This window comes from Mucilaginibacter sp. SG564 (assembly GCF_013149275.1).
Lineage (GTDB): Bacteria > Bacteroidota > Bacteroidia > Sphingobacteriales > Sphingobacteriaceae > Mucilaginibacter.
In genome coordinates, this window is record NZ_JABGNA010000001.1 from 309,709 (window position 1) to 328,101 (window position 18,393).

Consider the following 18,393-nt stretch of genomic DNA (forward strand, 5'->3'; position numbering starts at 1 on the left):
GCTATTCTTCAAGAGCCAATATAAAAATAAATCAATTTATATTTCTTCTTTAAAGTTTTTATTTCTTTTTAAGAGTATTTATGGCCGCCTTAAAACGCATTTGATCATCAAAATCGGTTGTTTTTTCTGTTGCCCGTTTGCGATAATCAATAGGAGTGATACCTGTTTTTTCTTTGAAAAGCCGCGAGAAATAAAAATAGCTGTCAAACTTCAAATCGTATGCGATATGTTTTATGGGTATATCAGGATTGTTTAAAAGCTCTTTAGCGCGCTCAATTTTGAGTTGGATATAATATTGGCCGGGCGATAATCCGGTATAACTTTTAAATAGTTTCCGAAACCACGAATAGCCTACCTGTAATTCATCGGCAGCCTGCTCGGGCGAAAAATCATTTACGATATTGGAACGGAATAACAGTCGGGCTTTATTCACAATGATCTCTTTGTCTTCGCACTCCACATCGTTTTGTTTAATGACAGCATGTACGCAACCCAGCAAATGTAAAGCCGCACCCGATATGAGGGGTTGGTAACCTGTATTCTCGTTCCTGGTATTTTCGATGATGTTGTTAAATAAATTGAAAATGCCTTCGTTGAAACCGATGTACATACTTGGGTTTTTCGGACTCAGGAAATTATTTTTTACCAATCTGTCAATAATATCACCTTTAACTCCTATCCAATATTCGTCCCAGCCGGTTTCATTATTGGGTTTATATCGGTGGCGCTCGCCAGGGAACAGTATGATCACTGTTCCAGCGGTAATAGTACGTTGTGTGCAGTTATCAGATTCAAAAACACCCTTGCCTCTTGTGATATAAATAACCTGGTACTCATTTAAAACCCTACCTATATTCCAGCTAAAATAATGATGTGCCGGATGATTTTTTACCGGATATAAGCCGGTAGGTTCAATATGGGTACAACCAGCATTAAGCACGCACAGCCCCCAATTTTCATCTTCGCGGCTTACAGGCAGGTATTTGTAATAATTGATCATTTAAAAAGCATTTACTAATAAACAGTTTGGTAATGTTTATATAAAAGGTAGATTAAAAGCCATACCAATTGACGCAGACATAGGTTTATATGAAGTTAAAAATAACAATAAATAGGTCTGTCACAAGTTGGATTTCAAAAAGTACAGATACACCACTAAATATTAATTGTTTATCTGGCTATTTATTAAGTTGTTTCCCGCTTGAATCGAGCATATCAAACTTTATTATTTTACTATTATCTGCAGTATAGGTATTGCCGCCATCGCCGCTATAAAAAGCCGAAACAGAAGTTGCCTCCGCGGTTTGATAAGCAAAACCGTATGATCCGGTAACTGCTGCCGATTTTACAACAACGCAATAATTTATGCCTGCCTCAATTTTTATTTTAGGCCGAACGGTAAGCCTTTTTGCCGACCAGCCCACAACGCCTGCATCCAGATTCTGAGTGCTTAAGGGGCTGCCGGTTGGTTTACCTGTTTTGTCGGCCCTGTAAACGGCAATTTGAAGTGTGGCATCGGGATATCCTATTTTAAAGGTGGTAAAACGCAGGGTACTTAATACACCTGATAAGCTGGCCTTAAAGGTTTGTGCCCATTGCATCGCCTTACTGATGTCATGTTGCGTACGATATTCTTTTAAATTGATGTTTTTTGCAGGCTTATTATCAGAAGTAGCAATTTTGAATGATTGATCACAAGTCATGGGTTTTATGGAGCCATCGGCCTCGAAACTGAGCGGTGCCCAGTAATAATTTGCCAAAGCCTCATTTTTCGCGGCATTGTTCCATAAATCGCTGCCAAACAAAAAAACAGGGCCAGTACCCAATATGATGGTTGACACAAAAGATGGCTGGCCCCCACAAGAGTTATCGCTGATCTTTCGGCCCTCAGACCATGGTCCCAAAGGCGATTTAGCCATACTATATGATGCCCCTGTACCAGAACAATAGCCACAATTGGGATCGGAATAAACTACATAATAAATACCATTGCGCTTAAACATACCCGGCGCCTCGGTTTGTCCTTTGGTAATGCCTTTTGCAACTTCACCCGTACCTGTCAAATAGTCGTCGCTTAATTTTTCTATTACTATAGTGCCTTTGGTGTGCCAGTCGGTATAGGCTAAGTATGCTGTACCATCATCGTCAACAAAAGTATCATGATCGCCATTATTTAAAGTAGCGGCAGGAGCGTTTGCATTAACAGCAAGTTTAGGTTCGGCAACCTCTGTAAATGGTCCGGTTGGAGATTTTGCTGTAAACACGTGATAACCCGATACATTATCATAAGTGTTTATCCATAGCACGTACAATCCCGTTTTTTTATTGTAGATAACATGTGGACGGAAACAGCCGATGGTATTACCATTACAGCGGGTTTGCCAAACCTGGGTTGTGGCATCAAAAAGAAAACCGCGGTCTGTCCAGTTAACCATATCTGTAGATGAATAGCTTTTAAAGCCGCAAAAAGGCGCATCTTTCTTGCCCCATTCAAAACCGCAATCATAACTGGTGCCATACAGATAATAAACGCCGTTAAAAAGCGCTATTTCGCCATCATGCGCATCTATGGCATCACCTAAAGTGCTAAAACGGGTTATCTGATGCCCGCTCTTATCAAAGTTAGTAACAGTGGCTAAGTTTACTTTTGCTTTGTGCTGTGCTAAACCCTGTTGCGAATAAAAGCAGCAGGCTGCCACAAATAGTATTACTGATGCATAGCTGTTTACCAGGCGCGAGTTTATTTTTTTCATGCAGGTTTAATATGGTTTGTAGTTGCTAATTTAACTGCAGCAACCCTGGCGTGTTTATATATTTTGACAAATAATTTGTTCTTTATGATACCGTACTTATAAAACATGTTTAGCCTTTAGTAATCATACTGTATTTTTTGTGATGTATTTGAATTTTGTTATAAAAAATTGTTTATCAATTATTTAATAATCCGTTGTCAAAAACTATAAACCAAATATCAAAACCTGTATGAGGGACTGATAGGATTAAAATACTTTTATCAACCGATTTATACAAACGCATACATGGCATGTAACGCGCTTGTTAAACTTGTTAAATATTAATTTAGTTTAAAGCCGAGTGTATTGCTGCCGTGAGTAGTAATTTAAACTTTGGCATGACGATGTACTGTTATACCAGGCGGTTATAGATAAGGGCAAAAAGAATATAAATATTAAAAATGGTACCTGGAGATAACAAAAGCTCATCTGGTTTAAAAATAGGTTTGTTTGGCATTGGCCTTGAAGCATATTGGGCTCAATTTGAAGGACTAAAAGAACGGCTTACCGGCTATATTGAGGTTGTAAGTAACAGGCTGCAAAGCTATGATGCTGAAATTGTTAATTTGGGGCTTATAGATACGCCTGAAAAGGCTTTTGAAGCAGGTAGCAGTTTTCGCCGGGAAGATGTGGATCTGATATTTTTGTATGTAACCACTTATGCCTTATCATCAACAGTATTACCTGTGGTAAAAAAGGCAAAAGTACCGGTTATTGTGCTTAACCTGTCACCTGCCGCTGCTATTGACTACACGGCTTTTAATAAAATGACGAACCGTACCGATATGACTGGTGAATGGCTGGCTTATTGCTCGGCATGCCCGGTACCGGAAATTGCCAATGTGTTTAACCGCTCTAATATTCCGTTTTATCAGGTTACCGGTATGCTGGATAATGATCCTGAGGTTTGGCAGCAGGTGGAGGAGTGGATTGCCGCAGCAAAGGTAGCCCATGTTATGTATTACAATCGGTTGGGAATTATGGGTAGCTACTATAGCGGAATGTTGGATATTTATACCAATCTTACCCTCCATTGTACCACTTTTGGCGGCCATATTGAAGTTATTGAGGTGGATGAACTTTCGGCTATCCGGGCTACCGTTACAACCGAAGAGACCCTCGAAAAAATAAGCGCGTTTCATAATATTTTCGAAGTGCAAAATGACTGCCCGGCCGACGAATTATCACGCGCCGCCATGACAGCGGTGGCGCTCGATAAGCTTGTTCAGAAATATCAATTAGGCTCCATGGCCTATTACCATAAGGGTACCGGGAACGAAGCGAATCACAACACCATGACCTCGGTGATTTTGGGTAACTCCATGCTTACGGCCAATGGTATACCTGCAGCAGGCGAATACGAAGTGAAGAATGCCCAGGCTATGAAGATTATGGATAGTTTTGGCGCGGGTGGATCGTTCACGGAGTATTATGCAATGGATTTTAATGATGATGTAGTGTTGATGGGGCACGATGGCCCTTGTCATCCCGCCTTGGCCGAAGGGAAAATAAAGGTACGGCCATTATTGGTTTATCATGGTAAAGTTGGCAGGGGTTTATCCGTAGAAATGTCGGTAAAGCACGGCCCTGTCACCCTGCTTGCTGTCGTGGAGACAATAGATGGTAAACTTCTTTTCCTGGTAGCCGAGGCCGAATCTGTTGCTGGGCCTATTCTTGAAATTGGCAATACCAACAGCAGGTACCGTTTCCCGATAGGCGCAAGAAAATTTGTAGAAGATTGGAATTCCTATGGGCCTGCCCATCATTGCGCCATAGGGCGGGGGCATATAGCATATAAGATAGAGAAGCTGGGCAAAATCCTTAACGTACAAACTATTAAGGTTTGTTAAAAGCAGATGAGGGGGTATTATATCTTTTACATAGCAGATCTTTCATAAAAGTGTTAATCTCAAACTGATTAGCCATGGGCTTATTGCTAAAGGGAACTTTAGGCATGTACGGTTCAGGGCCAAACTCAGTAGTTATAGTAAATAGGGGTATACCCAATTGATTGTTAACGGAGATAATCTTATCCCACCATCCCAGGAATTGATGAAGTGCATAAGCCCATTCTGGTGCCCGCGGATCTGCTACCTGCGGACCTTGTTCAAAACCAACGCGGGCGTGGATATGTATGCTCCGTTTAACAGCTTCGTCCATAATCAACGTAAAGTTTTCGAGCATGCTTTCGGTAACACAAACCCAATGCGAAAAATCGGCTGTGATCCTGAAATCCGGTCGGGTGGCAAAAAAGTCTGTAAGCATCTGCGGCGAATAGCCTAATCTGCCCCGGTGGGTTTCATGAACTACCCGGATGCCGGTTTTTGCCGAAAATTCAAGCGCGGTATCTATTAGGGCAAGGTTTTGATCAAAGCTAAAGTAGTCACGACCCGTATGCGAGTTGATCAGCAAGGGTTTGGGTTCGGCACACTCCTCCAGGTTTTCAATAAAAGACGCTCTGAATTTTTTAAAAGTACAGCCTTCGGCACGGTGTTGATGGCTTACCAGGTACATCTGATGCTGTTGCAGATAATCGAATAAAAGCCGCTTATCATCCTTGTTAAGGGGGATCCAGGTATCTACACCGTCGTATCCCGAAAGCCTTACCTTATCCAGGAAATCGGTCAACGGCAAATGTTCATGGCCCCATTGCGGGCTTAATATTTTGATCTCCATTTTACGGATTGTCACGCTGCCTTTTTTATAATGAAAGTAACAGCTGACTTGCAAGTTTGCCGGAAGCTCAGTTGACCTTTTTTATCTGCCGTAAGGTGTTTCACTTTTCCATTAATAATCAACTCATAATTAGTTTCCGGTTGTAACTGTGTAAAGGCAAACTCATAAGTATCGGGCGAGGAGACAGACCATGAAATTTTTTGCGGCATCCAGGAACTGATAGTCAACGCAATCGGATGGGTCGATTTTTGGCTTACCTGTAACTGTGTGCTATCCTGGTTATGATGGTAGTAGGTTAGCCTATTCTCTGTTTTTGATGCACCAAATTTTTCATTGCTGCTGACAGAAAAACCTTTGGTGCGCATAGTATAATTATTTGTGCTCAAACTGATGTCGTAAACGGTGTCGCGCAGTGTGTACGAAAACCTGGTTCCATTCAACACATCACTCATATGGGGTTCAAGCCCCATGCGGTTCCATTTGGGGCGGATGCCATAAATATCACGATATAAAGCTGTAATGGTGGTACATATCCCTGCCAGAATGTCTTCGCCAAGACCCAGTTGGCTAACCCTGCTGTAGCGTTGCGATGAAAGGCCATCCTTTTTATATTGTTCCAATAGGTTGCGGATATATTTAAGTGCGATTTTTTTATCATAGCCTGCATACGCCCTGATACCGAGGTAGCCCCATGTTGGGAAAATATCACCATTTTCATACTTGGGGAAAGGCCAGTTTCCGGCGGATACTTCTTCCCTGGTGAATGAATCGAAGCACAAAGGCCAGTGAAATAAGTGTTCGTTGGTAGTACGCTGTTCTATCTGGTCAAGGATCTGGGCTATCCTGGCCGGGTCATCACAAATGCCAAAGGCTATGGCTGCAAAATTAACCGGTGTAACCAGATTATCGCCATGGGTAGTACCGTCATTATCTCGCCAGTAAACGTATTGCTTTTTAGCTGGCAACCAAAAGCCGCCTTCACTCACCGGTTTATTGAAAGCGGTTTTAAGTTTTTCGGCAGTTGTTGTATAAAATGATGCCTTTTGGGAGTTTCCTAGTACCTTTTCACAATTTGCCCAAAGGTTCAGTGCTTCATACATCTGTGCGTTTACGAAGGCATTTTCATAACTAGCCCACACAATATCCAGCCAGTCACTGGCTTTTTTTTCGGTTATATTGTTGTTTACCATCTCAAAAATACCGTTGTGGTTACAGTCGCGCTTGATCAGCCATTCCAGTGCCCGTTCACAGCTTGTCTGGTGTGATTTTAGCCACTTGATATCGCCATTAATGTCAAATTGTTCGCTGGTGTTAATTACATAGCCGGTTTGCGAATCGACCGTGTATCCCCACATAGCTTCGTAATAGCCTGTTTTAGGGTTATAAGTGCCGGGTATTTCATCGCCCGCCGCGTTATGCCAGCGAGATAAAACACGGCCGTCGGCAAGCATAGCTTCATCGCGTTCCTGGTTAAGCGTGGCCGAAAAGTTACGGGTGTAATTTTCATCATCTACCGCCAGACCGATCTGGGCAAAGAAAGGCTCATGCATGCATTTCCAGTTGGTTAACCAGCCATTACCACCAACAACATTATTATCAACCACGCCATACCGTCCGGTAGTATTAAGCAGTTCCCGCACAGATGCGGCATCGATCCCTGCGAGGCTACCCCTGGAATATTTGGTAAAATAATCCTCGTAACTCAATTCATACTGCACGGTTATCCTGCCCTTATTGATTTTAAAAGGTGCGAATACATCGGCTTTTTGGGATACAAAACGACTGAGGTCATAGCGCTGGTTTAGCGGCTCGTTACTTACTATTTGCTGACATGTAAATTCATTTTTATCGCTTTGTGAGTATTTGGTTGCAATTACACTCCCGGGGCCGGCTTTCGCTGTTATTTTTAGTCCGTCGCCAGTGTTTACATTCCAGAAGGTTACGCCGCCGGTATGTACGCCGTAAATATCATTTACATTCTTCAGATATTTGCACCATACCATCCCGCCGTTATCTAAAATGCCACCTTTCCAGGTGTTAAGACCCAAAAAATTCCATTTTGGGAAAGCGCTGTCTTCTAATTCGGTTGTGTTGTTGTACTCCCGGCTGATATTCCAATCTACTTTGTCACCATTGATTGTAAAACCCCAGGTTTCATCAACAATAACATGTTCATCACCATAATGTATGCCGCTAAGAATAATATGATTCCCGTTCTTGTTAATTTTAATAGCGCCAGCCTGTTTATCAGAAAAATAACTGCCGCTTTTAGTCTGTATACCGGTTTTAACACCCGATGCCGACAGCACATTGCGTCCCTTGACGTTTAGTTGGCTGATGCGGCAACCGGAGGAGTAATCAATAACGATAGACAACTTGTTATCCGGTACGGTGATAGTAATGGTCTTGGCTGAAACATTATACCGGATGCCCTTGCTATAGCCGATCTGAGAAAAAACCGGCTGATACGATAGGATCAGGATGATAATACTGGTAACTAATCTTCGGCTCATATTTTATGAAATTGGATACTATTGGCGATAGGTAAAATTAAGATTCCAGGTAAATCAAAGGATTAAGCGTATCATTATTTAACAGATCACCTAAATTAAGGCGGGCAATTTCTTCGGGCGATAAAATATTGGGTATGCCATTAAAAGTGCTACCATCGGGCATATAAGCGCAGGTCATGGCACGCCTGTAACCAGGTGTCATGTTAGCATGCGCACCATGAATGGTAAGGCCGTTGTGAAATGAACAGCTTCCAGCTTTCATGGGCGCTGCCATTGATTTGGCTGTTTTAAATTCGGGATAGGTGGTAAATATCGCCCCCATATTTTTGCCGATCCCCGGATTTTCGAAAGTGGTATTGTGATAAGATCCCGGGATAAAAAACAGGCATCCGTTCTCATAAGTAGCATCATCCAAGGCTACCCAGATAGATAGTGCCCGCCTGTCGCTAAATGACCAGTATGGCGTATCCAGGTGCCATGATGTAGGATTAGCCCATGGCTTTTTGATCAGTGCCTGGTCATGCCATATACGGATGCCTTGTGCTCCACAAAGCTGCGCGGCCATTTTTCCCAACCGTTCATCTAACATGATCTTTTTTATTTTTTCGTTGTCTTGCCATAAATTAATGAGCTGGTCAAAAACATTATCATAATACGATTTATCCGCATCATCGCCTTTGCCGTATACTTCTTTGCGATCGGGCATTTTATTGCCGTTCCTTTTTGCCACTGCTTCATCAAGCGCTTGTCGCCAAAATTCCAGTTCTCCCGGGGATAAAAAATCTTCAATCACTAAAAATCCGTCACGACGGTATTGCGCAATAGCTTGCGGCGACAATTCGTTTTTCATCTACTTTAAGAAATTTGAGGTTTGTAATGATCAAAAGTATGGCAAAATGAAACATAGCCTTTAATACAGAAATCGCTTTTTTTTGTACTTTTTGGTAAATTCTTATCTCGATTAAGAAATAATTATGTGGGACACCGCCATCTTATGCGGTTTGAAATTTATAAACTTCCCCATAATCTAAAGTGCTGTGTTAATGTGCGATGGTAAATAGTTTGTGTCTGGGCGATCGGGTGGAAATGATGAACCCGTAAAATTTGCCAAAAAGTACAAATTATAATTCAAATTGTGTATTTGAAAGCCTTTACAGTTGGCATAAGTTTGATATAACAATTATTTGCCGTTGCCGGCTAAGGCATATCTATAAATTTTACTATTTCTACAAACTAATTAACCTTTTTATCATGGTAAAAAAATGACTTCATGTTATAAAACTGTATTATTTAAAATAGTGCAATTGGCTATGATACATGCGGAAGCTGCAGTTTTCCCCTTAGAGGATCAAGCAAACAGTCCCTGATAAGCCCATAGGTCCTTTTGGATATTTTGCACAGGCTTAATTTTCCGAAATACAGATCCCCAGACTTTATTAATGCACTTGCCTAAAACAGCCATTTTACCTTGGCCTGGCATCGCTATGCTCTAAGCTGTCTAATTAATCAACATTATAATCAAACTAAAATTATGAAAAGAAAACTTTTACTTATTAAACCATGGAAGTACAGCTTGCGGCTCATTTTTGGGTTGCTGCTCTGCGTTCCGCTTCTTTCGCAGGCCCAGGTCATCGTAACCGGATCTGTAAAAGATTCCGTAAATTCCGAATCGATCATTGGCGCTACGGTATCTGTAAAGGGCACAGGAACTGGCACACAAACAGATGTGAACGGTCGGTATAAAATTACTGCTACCGTTGGTAGTGTTTTAGTTTTCCGATATGTGGGGTACAAAGAACAACAATTTACGGTTCAAAATGCAGAGCCTATTAATATACGATTGGCCTCGCTCTCGCAAAATTTGAAAGAAGTAGTTGTAGTGAGTTACGGTACACAAAATAAGCGGGAAATTACCGGTGCTGTAAGTTCTATAAACACCAAAGAGGTTAAAGACATGCCCGTGGCAAACATAGGGCAAAAACTGCAGGGCAAACTGGCCGGTGTGCAGATCAATCAAAATTCGGGCACGCCGGGTGCCGAGATGTCTTTTAGGGTTCGTGGCGCGGCATCAATCAACGCGGGTAACAGTCCGCTTATTGTGATCGACGGATTCCCTACCGTGAGTGGATTACAAAGCTTAAGTCCGGATGAAATTGAGTCTATATCGGTATTAAAGGACGCGTCTTCGGCGGCTTTATATGGTTCACGCGCAGCCAATGGTGTTGTACTGGTAACTACCAAACAGGCTAAACTTGATCAAAAAAGCCTTGATTTTAGCGCTTACACAGGGTTTCAATCGGTGCCAGACCGTGGTAAACCCGACCTGATGAATGCCCAGGAATTTGCTCAATATAAAAAGGAATGGTACGAGGATGCTGCCAAATATGAAGGTTATACGGGCGGTGTACCTTCGGTTTACCAAAACCCTGCCCAATATGCAGGTACATCTGGCACCAACTGGTTTGATGTTTTGTTGCGCACAGCGGTTACGCAGAATTATAACCTCGCTTACAGCGCAGGTAATAAAGATCTTAAAACGGTGGTGAACCTAAACTATAATAAACAACAAGGCGTGGTGCTTAACTCGCAGGATGAGCGTTTTACCGGGCGTACTAACAATATCTACACCGCGTCTGACAGGTTAACGCTGGGCGTCAACCTGGAATTATCTTATGGTAATAACCAGGTAGTACCCGGACTTGATAACGGCCGTAACATTATCGAAAACGCTTACCTGATGGATCCTACGCTGAATTATAAAAATCCTGATGGGACCTATCCTGTTTCGTTTTCACAGCCAGGAATGTTCCCCAATCCTAACTATTACCTGGTGGTTACCCAGCGTGTAAATAAAACCAAAGCGGCAAGGGTTCTCGCAAACGCCTGGGCCGAAGTGAAGATTATTGACGGATTGAAGTTTAAGTCGACTGTAAATGTTAATACCGATAATACCATTAACCGTCAGTTTACACCATCAACAGCGCAGGGTGGCTTGGGCAGCGCACCACCGCAACCGGCTACAGGCAGTTACAACACCAGCAGTTTTGTAACATGGCTTACCGAAAATACCCTTAACTATCAGAAAACATTAGGAGGGAAGCATAATTTTGACCTGCTTGGCGGTTATACAGCCCAAAAGTATTCGTTTGAAAACAGTAATATCAACGGCACGCAGTTTCCGGATGATAATGTTCAGTGGATAAGCGCTGCCACCACCAAGCTGGGTAATGTTGGTGCTACACAATGGTCGCTAATCAGGTATGTGGGGCGCTTTAGGTATAACTATGATTCTAAATACCTGTTGGAGCTGGCCTATAGCCGGGATGGTTCGTCAAAATTCGGCCCGAATAACAAGTATGGTAATTTTCCTTCCGTATCAGTAGGTTGGGTTATATCTGACGAGAGCTTTTTGAAAAACATTAAGGACATCAGCTTTTTAAAAGTAAGGGCCAATTATGGTAAAGTAGGTAACAATAACATTGGCGATTACAGTTACCTGGCCTCTGTTAATACCAGTAACTACGTTTTTAGCAACCAGGTGGTACCGGGCAAAACACTTAGCGGTATTGGCAACAATAACCTGACCTGGGAAACCACCACAAGCTACGATCTTGGGCTCGACCTGGAAATGTTTAACAGTCGTCTTACTTTTACTTATGATTATTATTGGAAAAAAACTGATGGTCTGCTATACGGCATTGACATTCCGGTACAATCAGGATTTTCTACCATCACCTCAAACGTTGGGCGATTTGACTTTTGGGGACATGAGTTTACCATTGGCTCCAAAAACCTGGTAGGTGCGTTTAAATGGAATACCAATTTCAATATATCCTTTGATCGAAATATTGTTAAAAGCCTGGGCACCAATAATGCACCCATTGGCGGCTACAACGAATATTGGGATGATAACAGAACCGCGGTAGGGCACCCAATAGGTTTGTTTTACGGTTACATCAACACGGGTGTTTACATGACCCAACAACAGTTTGATACCGAACCGCATGATGCAACCGCTATGGTTGGTACCGCGCGCTTTAAAGATGTAAGCGGCCCAAATGGTGTGCCAGACGGTAAAATTGATAGCTACGACCGTACATTTATAGGCAACCCAAACCCCAAGTTTGTATATGGTATCACCAATAGTTTTTCTTATAAAAGTTTCGATTTAAGTATAGTAGCTGCCGGGTCGGTGGGGAATGATATCGCTGACGATGCGTTTCAATCAACAGAAAACCTGGATGGTGTATTCAACGTAAGGAAAGGAGTGGCTAACCGCTGGCGGTCAGAACAGGATCCAGGCGATGGCGTATATCCCAGAACAAGAGCCGGTACCACTGCCGATTTCAGGAATTTTACCAGTCGCCAGGTATTTAAAGCCGATTATATCGCTATAAAAAATATCACCCTGGGATACACTTTCCCTGTAAAAAGCAACAAATATTTAAAAAGCCTGCGTGCAAATATAAGCGCACAAAACCTATTTATTTTCACCAAATACCCCGGTCTTAACCCGGAAGCAGGTTTTGCGGGTCTGAACGGATTAAACCAAGGCCGCGACTTTACAGGCTACCCAATTCCAAGAACCATATCCTTTGGTTTAAATGCAGGTTTTTGATATTGATTACTTTAATAACAAACAAAATGAAAAAAACAGCTATCATCATATTAAGCGTACTCGGTTTGGCATCCTGTAAAAAAGAAACGCTAAACCTTGTACCTCAAACCAGTCTTAGTTCGGCATCGTTTTTTAAAGATGCTGCCCAGTACAACCAAGCTCTTACCGGCGCATACAACAATTTACGTACGGTAGCATTTACCGGCATTTATATGGACGAAATGCGATCTGACAATACATTTTTTACGCTTTACTCTGCCGATAGAGGAACTTCAACCAGTGCCGAGGCTATGGCCGAGTTTATTGATAATAATATCAGCAGCCAGGAACCCAATAATCCTGGTAACCGCTATGGTAATGATTATTCGGGAATAGCCCAGGTAAATACAATATTGACACGGCTTGATAAATCAACATTAGCAAAAGCCGATAAAGACCAGATCTCGGGCGAAGCTTTGTTTTTAAGGGCCTTTTATTATTACGATCTGGTACAGCATTACGGCGGTGTGCCTTTGCAATTAACAGAGGTAACCGATGTAAGCGGCGCGTTTTTACCCCGCAATACAGCCGATGAGGTTTACAACCAGATTATCACCGACCTTAATACCGCTATACCAGTGCTGCCAATTGCCAAAACTTTTCCGCAAACAGGCAGGGCAACACAAGGCGCGGCAAAAATGTTACTGGCCTACAGCTATATGTCAAAAGCAACCAAAGAGTATGCAAAAGCCGAATCCGCTTTATTGGATATTACAAAAATGAATTATGGTTTATTGAGCGATTATGCCGCTGTATTTGACCCTGCCAATAAAAACAGTAAGGAATCGATCTTTGAGGTACAATATAAAATGGGTAACGACGGGCAGCAAAGCGATTTTATCTGGCGCTTTATTCCTAAAACAACCAACTCCGAGGTGATATTAGGTTTACGTGGCACCAATGCCCGTGGCGGCCTGGCCAGCGGTGGCTGGAATGTACCCACACAGGAAATGGTTGATTCTTACGAAAAAGGCGACCTGAGACTACCTGCATCGATTGCGGTGGCCGAGGGTACGGTTACCAATGAGGTACTAACAACTACTGCCGTAAAAAGCCCGGTTGATTACAAGCCTACCGTTGGTTTAGGGTATTATTACTTCATAAAAAAATACCTGCACCCGCCATTTCAGGTAGAATACAATACCGATGATAACTGGCCGGTTTACCGATATTCAGGAGCTTTGCTGTTATTGGCAGAGTGCCTTGTTGCCGAGGGTAAAGCCGCTGATGCTTTGCCCTATTTAAACCAGGTACGGCAAAGAGCCGGTTTAGCCAATATTACAGCCGCAACCAAACAAAACGTAGCCGACGAAATGCGCCATGAACTGGCATTTGAAAATCACCGCTGGACAGACCTTATTCGCAATAACATGGCTATTGATGTACTTACTGCTAAAGGTGTACGGCTTAAAGCATTGTACGGTTGGCTATTGCCAAGTACTTTTAACATTACGCAGAACAGGTTTATTTATGCTATACCTTTCCGCGAGTTACAGATAAATACAAAACTTACTCAAAATCCGGGTTATTAAATTGTACTTTTATTTAATAAGGCAGGTAGTTGATACCTGCCTTATTTGATTTTTAAACATGATCATATGATGAATTATCCGCGTACTTTAATACTGTTGTTAACGATTATGATTACGAGTACTTGTACGGTACCGGCGCAAAAAAGATATATAGATGGCCGTCCCAATGCCACATACCGGTTAAGCTGCGTGGATGAAGGCGTGGTACTAAAGCATGGTGACGGAGCAGATAGCTGCGATACTTATGGTGCCCGTGAGGCCATAGTGAACAAAGATAACGGCAATTATTACTTGTTTTATGACGGCGCTGGTAAGACGGGCTGGCTTGCATGCCTGGCTGTAAGTAAAGATTTAAAGATATGGACAAAAAAAGGCCCGATCTTAACCTTAGGTGATAGCACAAAGCCAGATTCCAAAAGTGCCTCCGCACCGTGGGTAATTAAAGACAATGGCGTGTGGCATATGTTTTACCTGGGAACGCCTCATACATCGCCAGCCCCGGATCGTATTCCGGCCTTTCCTTATCTAACTATGAAAGCTCGCTCGGCGTCATTGTCGGGGCCGTGGAAAAAACAATATGATGTTACCCCTTTTCCGCAAAAAGAGCATAGTTATTATTCTGTAACGTCAAGCCCTGGGTTTATTGTGAAATATAAGGGGCGGTTTTTGCAGTTTTTCAGCGCGGCCACACAGGATAGTTCGGGCACTAAACGTTCATTAGGTTTGGCCAAAACCAGTGATCTGAACGCCACCTGGCAATTGTCGGCCAAGCCGATTTTTCCACTGACAGAGCAGGTCGAAAATTCCTCATTATATTTTGATGATAGCAGTAAAACCTGGTACCTGTTTACCAATCATATCGGTATCAACGATGCTGGTGACGAATATACCGATGCTATCTGGGTTTACTGGTCAAAAGACCTCGAGAAATGGGATACCCATAACAAGGCAATTGTGCTCGATGCTACCAATTGCAGCTGGGCAAAAGGAGCAATTGGGATGCCAACCGTAATAAAAGCAGGGAGCAAATTAGCCATGTTGTATGACGCATCTGCCGGGAACAGCATTGGTCATATGGGGCGCGATATTGGTTTAGCCTGGATATCTTTGCCTATAAAGGTTAATAAAACCAAGAATACTAAATAGGGGGCTGCACTTAATTTAACAGATTTGTAATTGAAAAAGAGTTATTTTAAATACCTGACTATTAATGCTCTTGAAGAGAGATGGGGGATGTATGTTACCACAGCAGGATATTCAAAAGTAGATGCCAATGAGCATTATCCCAACCAGCAGCATCCGCAAAGTCATGAATTAACCTGGAACAGGGGGCGGATACTGAATGATTTTTACCTCGTTTTTATCTCAAAAGGAAAAGGTGTTTATGCATCAGATTCAACCAAACCTTTTGAGGTAGTAGCAGGCACCTGCTTTTTCCTTTTTCCCGGGGTTTTACACCGCTATAAACCCGATCCGAAAGTGGGATGGGAGGAATATTGGGTTGGCTTTAATGGGTACTACATTCAAAACCTAATGCAGCAGGAATTTTTTGATCGGCAAAACCCATTTGTTTTTTTAGGACTGAATAAAGATATTCTTGTTCTTTTTACGACTTTATTGGAAACCATACAAGTGGCTTTGCCTGGCTATCCTCAACAAATTGCCGGGATCACCATGCAGATCTTGGGCTTGATAAACACCATTATGCTTCATCATGAATCTCCTGACGACCGGATAGGCAAACTCATCGCTAAGGCCAAATTTATTATTCAGGAATCGTTTGAAGATAATCTGGACATGGAGAAACTTGCGCGCGAAATACCGATGGGATATTCATCTTTTCGCAAATCATTTAAAAAGCTCACCGGCGAATCGCCCAATCAATATCATCTTAACCTTCGCCTTGAGCGTGCAAAAAATTTGCTGAACACAACGATATTAAATATCAATGAAGTTGCAGAACAAACCGGCTTCGAATCGGTATTTTATTTTTCCAAGCTCTTCAAAAAAAAGAATGGAGTGTCGCCTAAGCATTATCGTAGTAGTGAGGAGAATAATGTTAAGGATAGTGTTAATATGTCAGATAAGTAATTGTAGGAAGTAAAGAAAATATCCAGACTAATTCATCGGCTCACCCATTCTTGTATAGTAGTTTAGGAATGAATAAAAAAAACCTTGTAAATAATTGATTTACAAGGTTTTTTTAGTGGAGCCGGAGGGATTCGAACCCTCGTCCAAACATGGTATAAGGTAAGCTTTCTACATGCTTAGCTTCTGTTTAATTGTAGGGAAGGGGAAGGTCAGTCGCTTACCTGTACCGTCTTCCTTAGGTGCTTTATCTCGCCTGCTATGCACACCATTAAGCTGGCCAGTTCCGTTTTTCGATGCCCCTATTGCCGATTCAACAGAACGGAAAACCAGCGGGACAAAAGCTAGTTAATTCTAAATTAAGCAGCTAAGGCGTAGTTATTTTCGCCATTTGTAAGTTTGAGCGTTCTGATTTAAGCGCTAATTCACCCAACGCGCTGCATGCTTACTTACTTATCTCCATCCTGTCAATTCCGGTCGACCCCATTTTATTAGAGCTGCATAAGCCGGTAGCAGTTTGCAGTTAAGGGTTCAAATATACGGAAAATAGTTTGCAGTTAACTAATATCTTCTATCCAACAAGATGTTTTATGAATGGTATTTTGCTCATTATATAAACTAAAAGCCACGATAGTAAAAAACATGACAAAGCGATAACAGGAATACTAAATATCGGATTAAAAATAGTGTAGTTAATATCTGTCAAATCAAAAAGAGTTAATATCAACGCGTGACTGAAATAGATCCCCAAAGTGAATTTACCAGCATTTTGAGCTATTTTATTCAAAGCAGGACTTAACCTTACCACTGTATGTTTAGCGGTCAAAAATGCGCTTGCCGAAAGCAGAATGATGAACGGGCTTATCGGTTCATAAAAAAAAGTACTTATTTCATGGTTTTTTAATAGCAGGTAATGCGTACCCGCAATAATGATCAGTGCTGTTACCAAAAACGTCGCTGCAGCGATATAAACCAGACCACGAATATGGAAATTTTTGTAAGTCAGATAATAACCCAGAATCAGATAGCCTATATAACCGGTAAAGTTATGCAGGTCGATAGCTGTATCAAAACTGCTTAAGTAGGGTTTGCTGATCAGTACAGTTAAAAACCAGATGCAGAGAAAGTATAAAAGCTCTTTTTCTGATGCATGCCTTACAAATTTACCCAGGATGGGGATGAACAAATACAAGCCTATTAACAAGTACACATACCACAAGTGATAATAGGCGCCCGTTTGAAATTGGAGTAAGATCAGTTTGGTGTTTGCCCAGATATCGTCTGTAAAAACGAACTCCTCGTTGTAGCATCGGTAAAGGATGTAAACGGTGCTCCAGAAAAGAAAAGGTAATATTAAGCGGCTCAGTCGTTTCTTTAAAAAATCGCCCAGCTCATAATCCCGGTGAAGCAGCAATGCGCCGGTTATCATTACAAAAACGGGTACGGCAAAGCGCACCAGGGCATTGTAAATATCGGCTACGAGCCAATCTTTCATGGAGTTTCCTTTATGATAAAAAAGCAGGGGTGAAGCTGTGTGCAATATCACAACCGCAAACATGGCAATCAGGCGTAAATTATTTATCCAGGTTATGTTTTGTGGCGTATCCTGAGTGTTATCCTGGTTAAATGTCATCTGTCAGCACTGTAGTACCTGGTTTAAGGGCGGGATGTATTATATTTTATAAATACCGGTAAATATAAGAAGGGAAGATTATAAATTGAAGAGCCAGTGTAAAACTAATCTTTCTTTATAAAGCTCCGCTGTTTCCCACCCCAGTCGCTCAGCTGTTTTAGGATAGGGCCCAGTTCCAGCGCCATCTCGGTAAGTTCATATTCAACTCTTGGCGGTACTTCAGCAAAAACGGTTCGTTTAACCAGGCCGTCCTCTTCCAGGGCACGTAATTGCAAGGTTAGCATGCGTTCAGATATATAGGAAAACTCTTTTTTGATTTCGTTAAATCTCATTTTTCTTTTGCATAACTTATCCAGTATCAATAATTTCCACCTGCCCCCAAGCTTATGAACAGCATAGGTAAGGTCACAATCAATAATACACACTTCGTTACGGGTATAGGTTGAACTTTGCTTTCTGCCGGCCATTAGTTACTTTTTTGTTAGTACCATACAATTAATTA

The 18,393-nt window shown here is 42.0% G+C and carries 12 protein-coding genes and 1 other RNA gene; 5 read left to right on the forward strand and 8 right to left on the reverse strand.

The annotated features are described in order from the left end of the window. Positions 1-58: 58 nt before the first annotated feature. Both FHW89_RS01100 and FHW89_RS01105 read right to left on the reverse strand, forming a co-directional pair. The gene (locus FHW89_RS01100; RefSeq protein WP_172333164.1) at positions 59-1,000 is read right to left on the reverse strand and encodes an AraC family transcriptional regulator; all 942 of its coding nucleotides are present in this window, start codon (positions 998-1,000) and stop codon (positions 59-61) included. Between the two features lie 178 nt (positions 1,001-1,178). Continuing rightward, positions 1,179-2,753 carry a family 43 glycosylhydrolase gene (locus FHW89_RS01105; protein ID WP_172333165.1) on the reverse strand — a complete coding sequence of 525 codons (1,575 nt, stop codon included), beginning with the start codon at positions 2,751-2,753 and terminating at the stop codon, positions 1,179-1,181. Positions 2,754-3,193: 440 nt separating this feature from the next. Here FHW89_RS01105 and FHW89_RS01110 point away from each other — a divergent pair, with 440 nt between their 5' ends. Further along, positions 3,194-4,642: an arabinose isomerase gene (locus tag FHW89_RS01110; protein WP_172333166.1), complete on the forward strand. Its 1,449-nt coding sequence runs from the start codon at positions 3,194-3,196 to the stop codon at positions 4,640-4,642. Here FHW89_RS01110 and FHW89_RS01115 read toward each other — a convergent pair. From FHW89_RS01115 to FHW89_RS01125, 3 genes are read right to left on the reverse strand one after another with little or no spacing between them, the layout of a single operon-like run. Then, positions 4,629-5,483, reverse strand: coding sequence for a sugar phosphate isomerase/epimerase (locus FHW89_RS01115; protein WP_172333167.1), 855 nt, complete (start codon positions 5,481-5,483; stop codon positions 4,629-4,631). The two genes, FHW89_RS01110 and FHW89_RS01115, sit on opposite strands and share 14 nt — an antisense overlap. After that, on the reverse strand, positions 5,480-7,981 hold the full coding sequence (locus tag FHW89_RS01120; RefSeq protein ID WP_172333168.1) for a hypothetical protein: 2,502 nt from the start codon (positions 7,979-7,981) through the stop codon (positions 5,480-5,482). Before FHW89_RS01120 ends, FHW89_RS01115 begins: the two co-directional genes overlap by 4 nt. A gap of 37 nt (positions 7,982-8,018) precedes the next feature. After that, on the reverse strand, positions 8,019-8,831 hold the full coding sequence (locus FHW89_RS01125) for a phytanoyl-CoA dioxygenase family protein (RefSeq protein WP_172333169.1): 813 nt from the start codon (positions 8,829-8,831) through the stop codon (positions 8,019-8,021). Between the two features lie 681 nt (positions 8,832-9,512). Here FHW89_RS01125 and FHW89_RS01130 point away from each other — a divergent pair. The 4 genes from FHW89_RS01130 to FHW89_RS01145 all read left to right on the forward strand — a co-directional run bounded on the left by FHW89_RS01130 (position 9,513) and on the right by FHW89_RS01145 (position 16,261). Then, positions 9,513-12,599 carry a TonB-dependent receptor gene (locus FHW89_RS01130; protein WP_172333170.1) on the forward strand — a complete coding sequence of 1,029 codons (3,087 nt, stop codon included), beginning with the start codon at positions 9,513-9,515 and terminating at the stop codon, positions 12,597-12,599. A gap of 26 nt (positions 12,600-12,625) precedes the next feature. Then, the gene (locus FHW89_RS01135; RefSeq protein WP_172333171.1) at positions 12,626-14,170 is read left to right on the forward strand and encodes a RagB/SusD family nutrient uptake outer membrane protein; all 1,545 of its coding nucleotides are present in this window, start codon (positions 12,626-12,628) and stop codon (positions 14,168-14,170) included. Between the two features lie 108 nt (positions 14,171-14,278). Further along, positions 14,279-15,316 carry a hypothetical protein gene (locus FHW89_RS01140; protein ID WP_172333172.1) on the forward strand — a complete coding sequence of 346 codons (1,038 nt, stop codon included), beginning with the start codon at positions 14,279-14,281 and terminating at the stop codon, positions 15,314-15,316. Between the two features lie 30 nt (positions 15,317-15,346). After that, on the forward strand, positions 15,347-16,261 hold the full coding sequence (locus FHW89_RS01145; protein WP_172333173.1) for an AraC family transcriptional regulator: 915 nt from the start codon (positions 15,347-15,349) through the stop codon (positions 16,259-16,261). Positions 16,262-16,374: 113 nt separating this feature from the next. Here FHW89_RS01145 and ssrA read toward each other — a convergent pair. From ssrA to FHW89_RS01160, 3 genes are all read right to left on the reverse strand, one after another. Beyond that, positions 16,375-16,743, reverse strand: a transfer-messenger RNA (tmRNA) gene (gene ssrA / locus FHW89_RS01150). Positions 16,744-16,829: 86 nt separating this feature from the next. After that, entirely contained in the window at positions 16,830-17,891 is a 1,062-nt protein-coding gene (locus FHW89_RS01155; RefSeq protein ID WP_172333174.1) for an acyltransferase, read from the reverse strand. A gap of 104 nt (positions 17,892-17,995) precedes the next feature. After that, positions 17,996-18,358: a helix-turn-helix domain-containing protein gene (locus FHW89_RS01160; protein ID WP_172333175.1), complete on the reverse strand. Its 363-nt coding sequence runs from the start codon at positions 18,356-18,358 to the stop codon at positions 17,996-17,998. Positions 18,359-18,393: the final 35 nt, after the last annotated feature.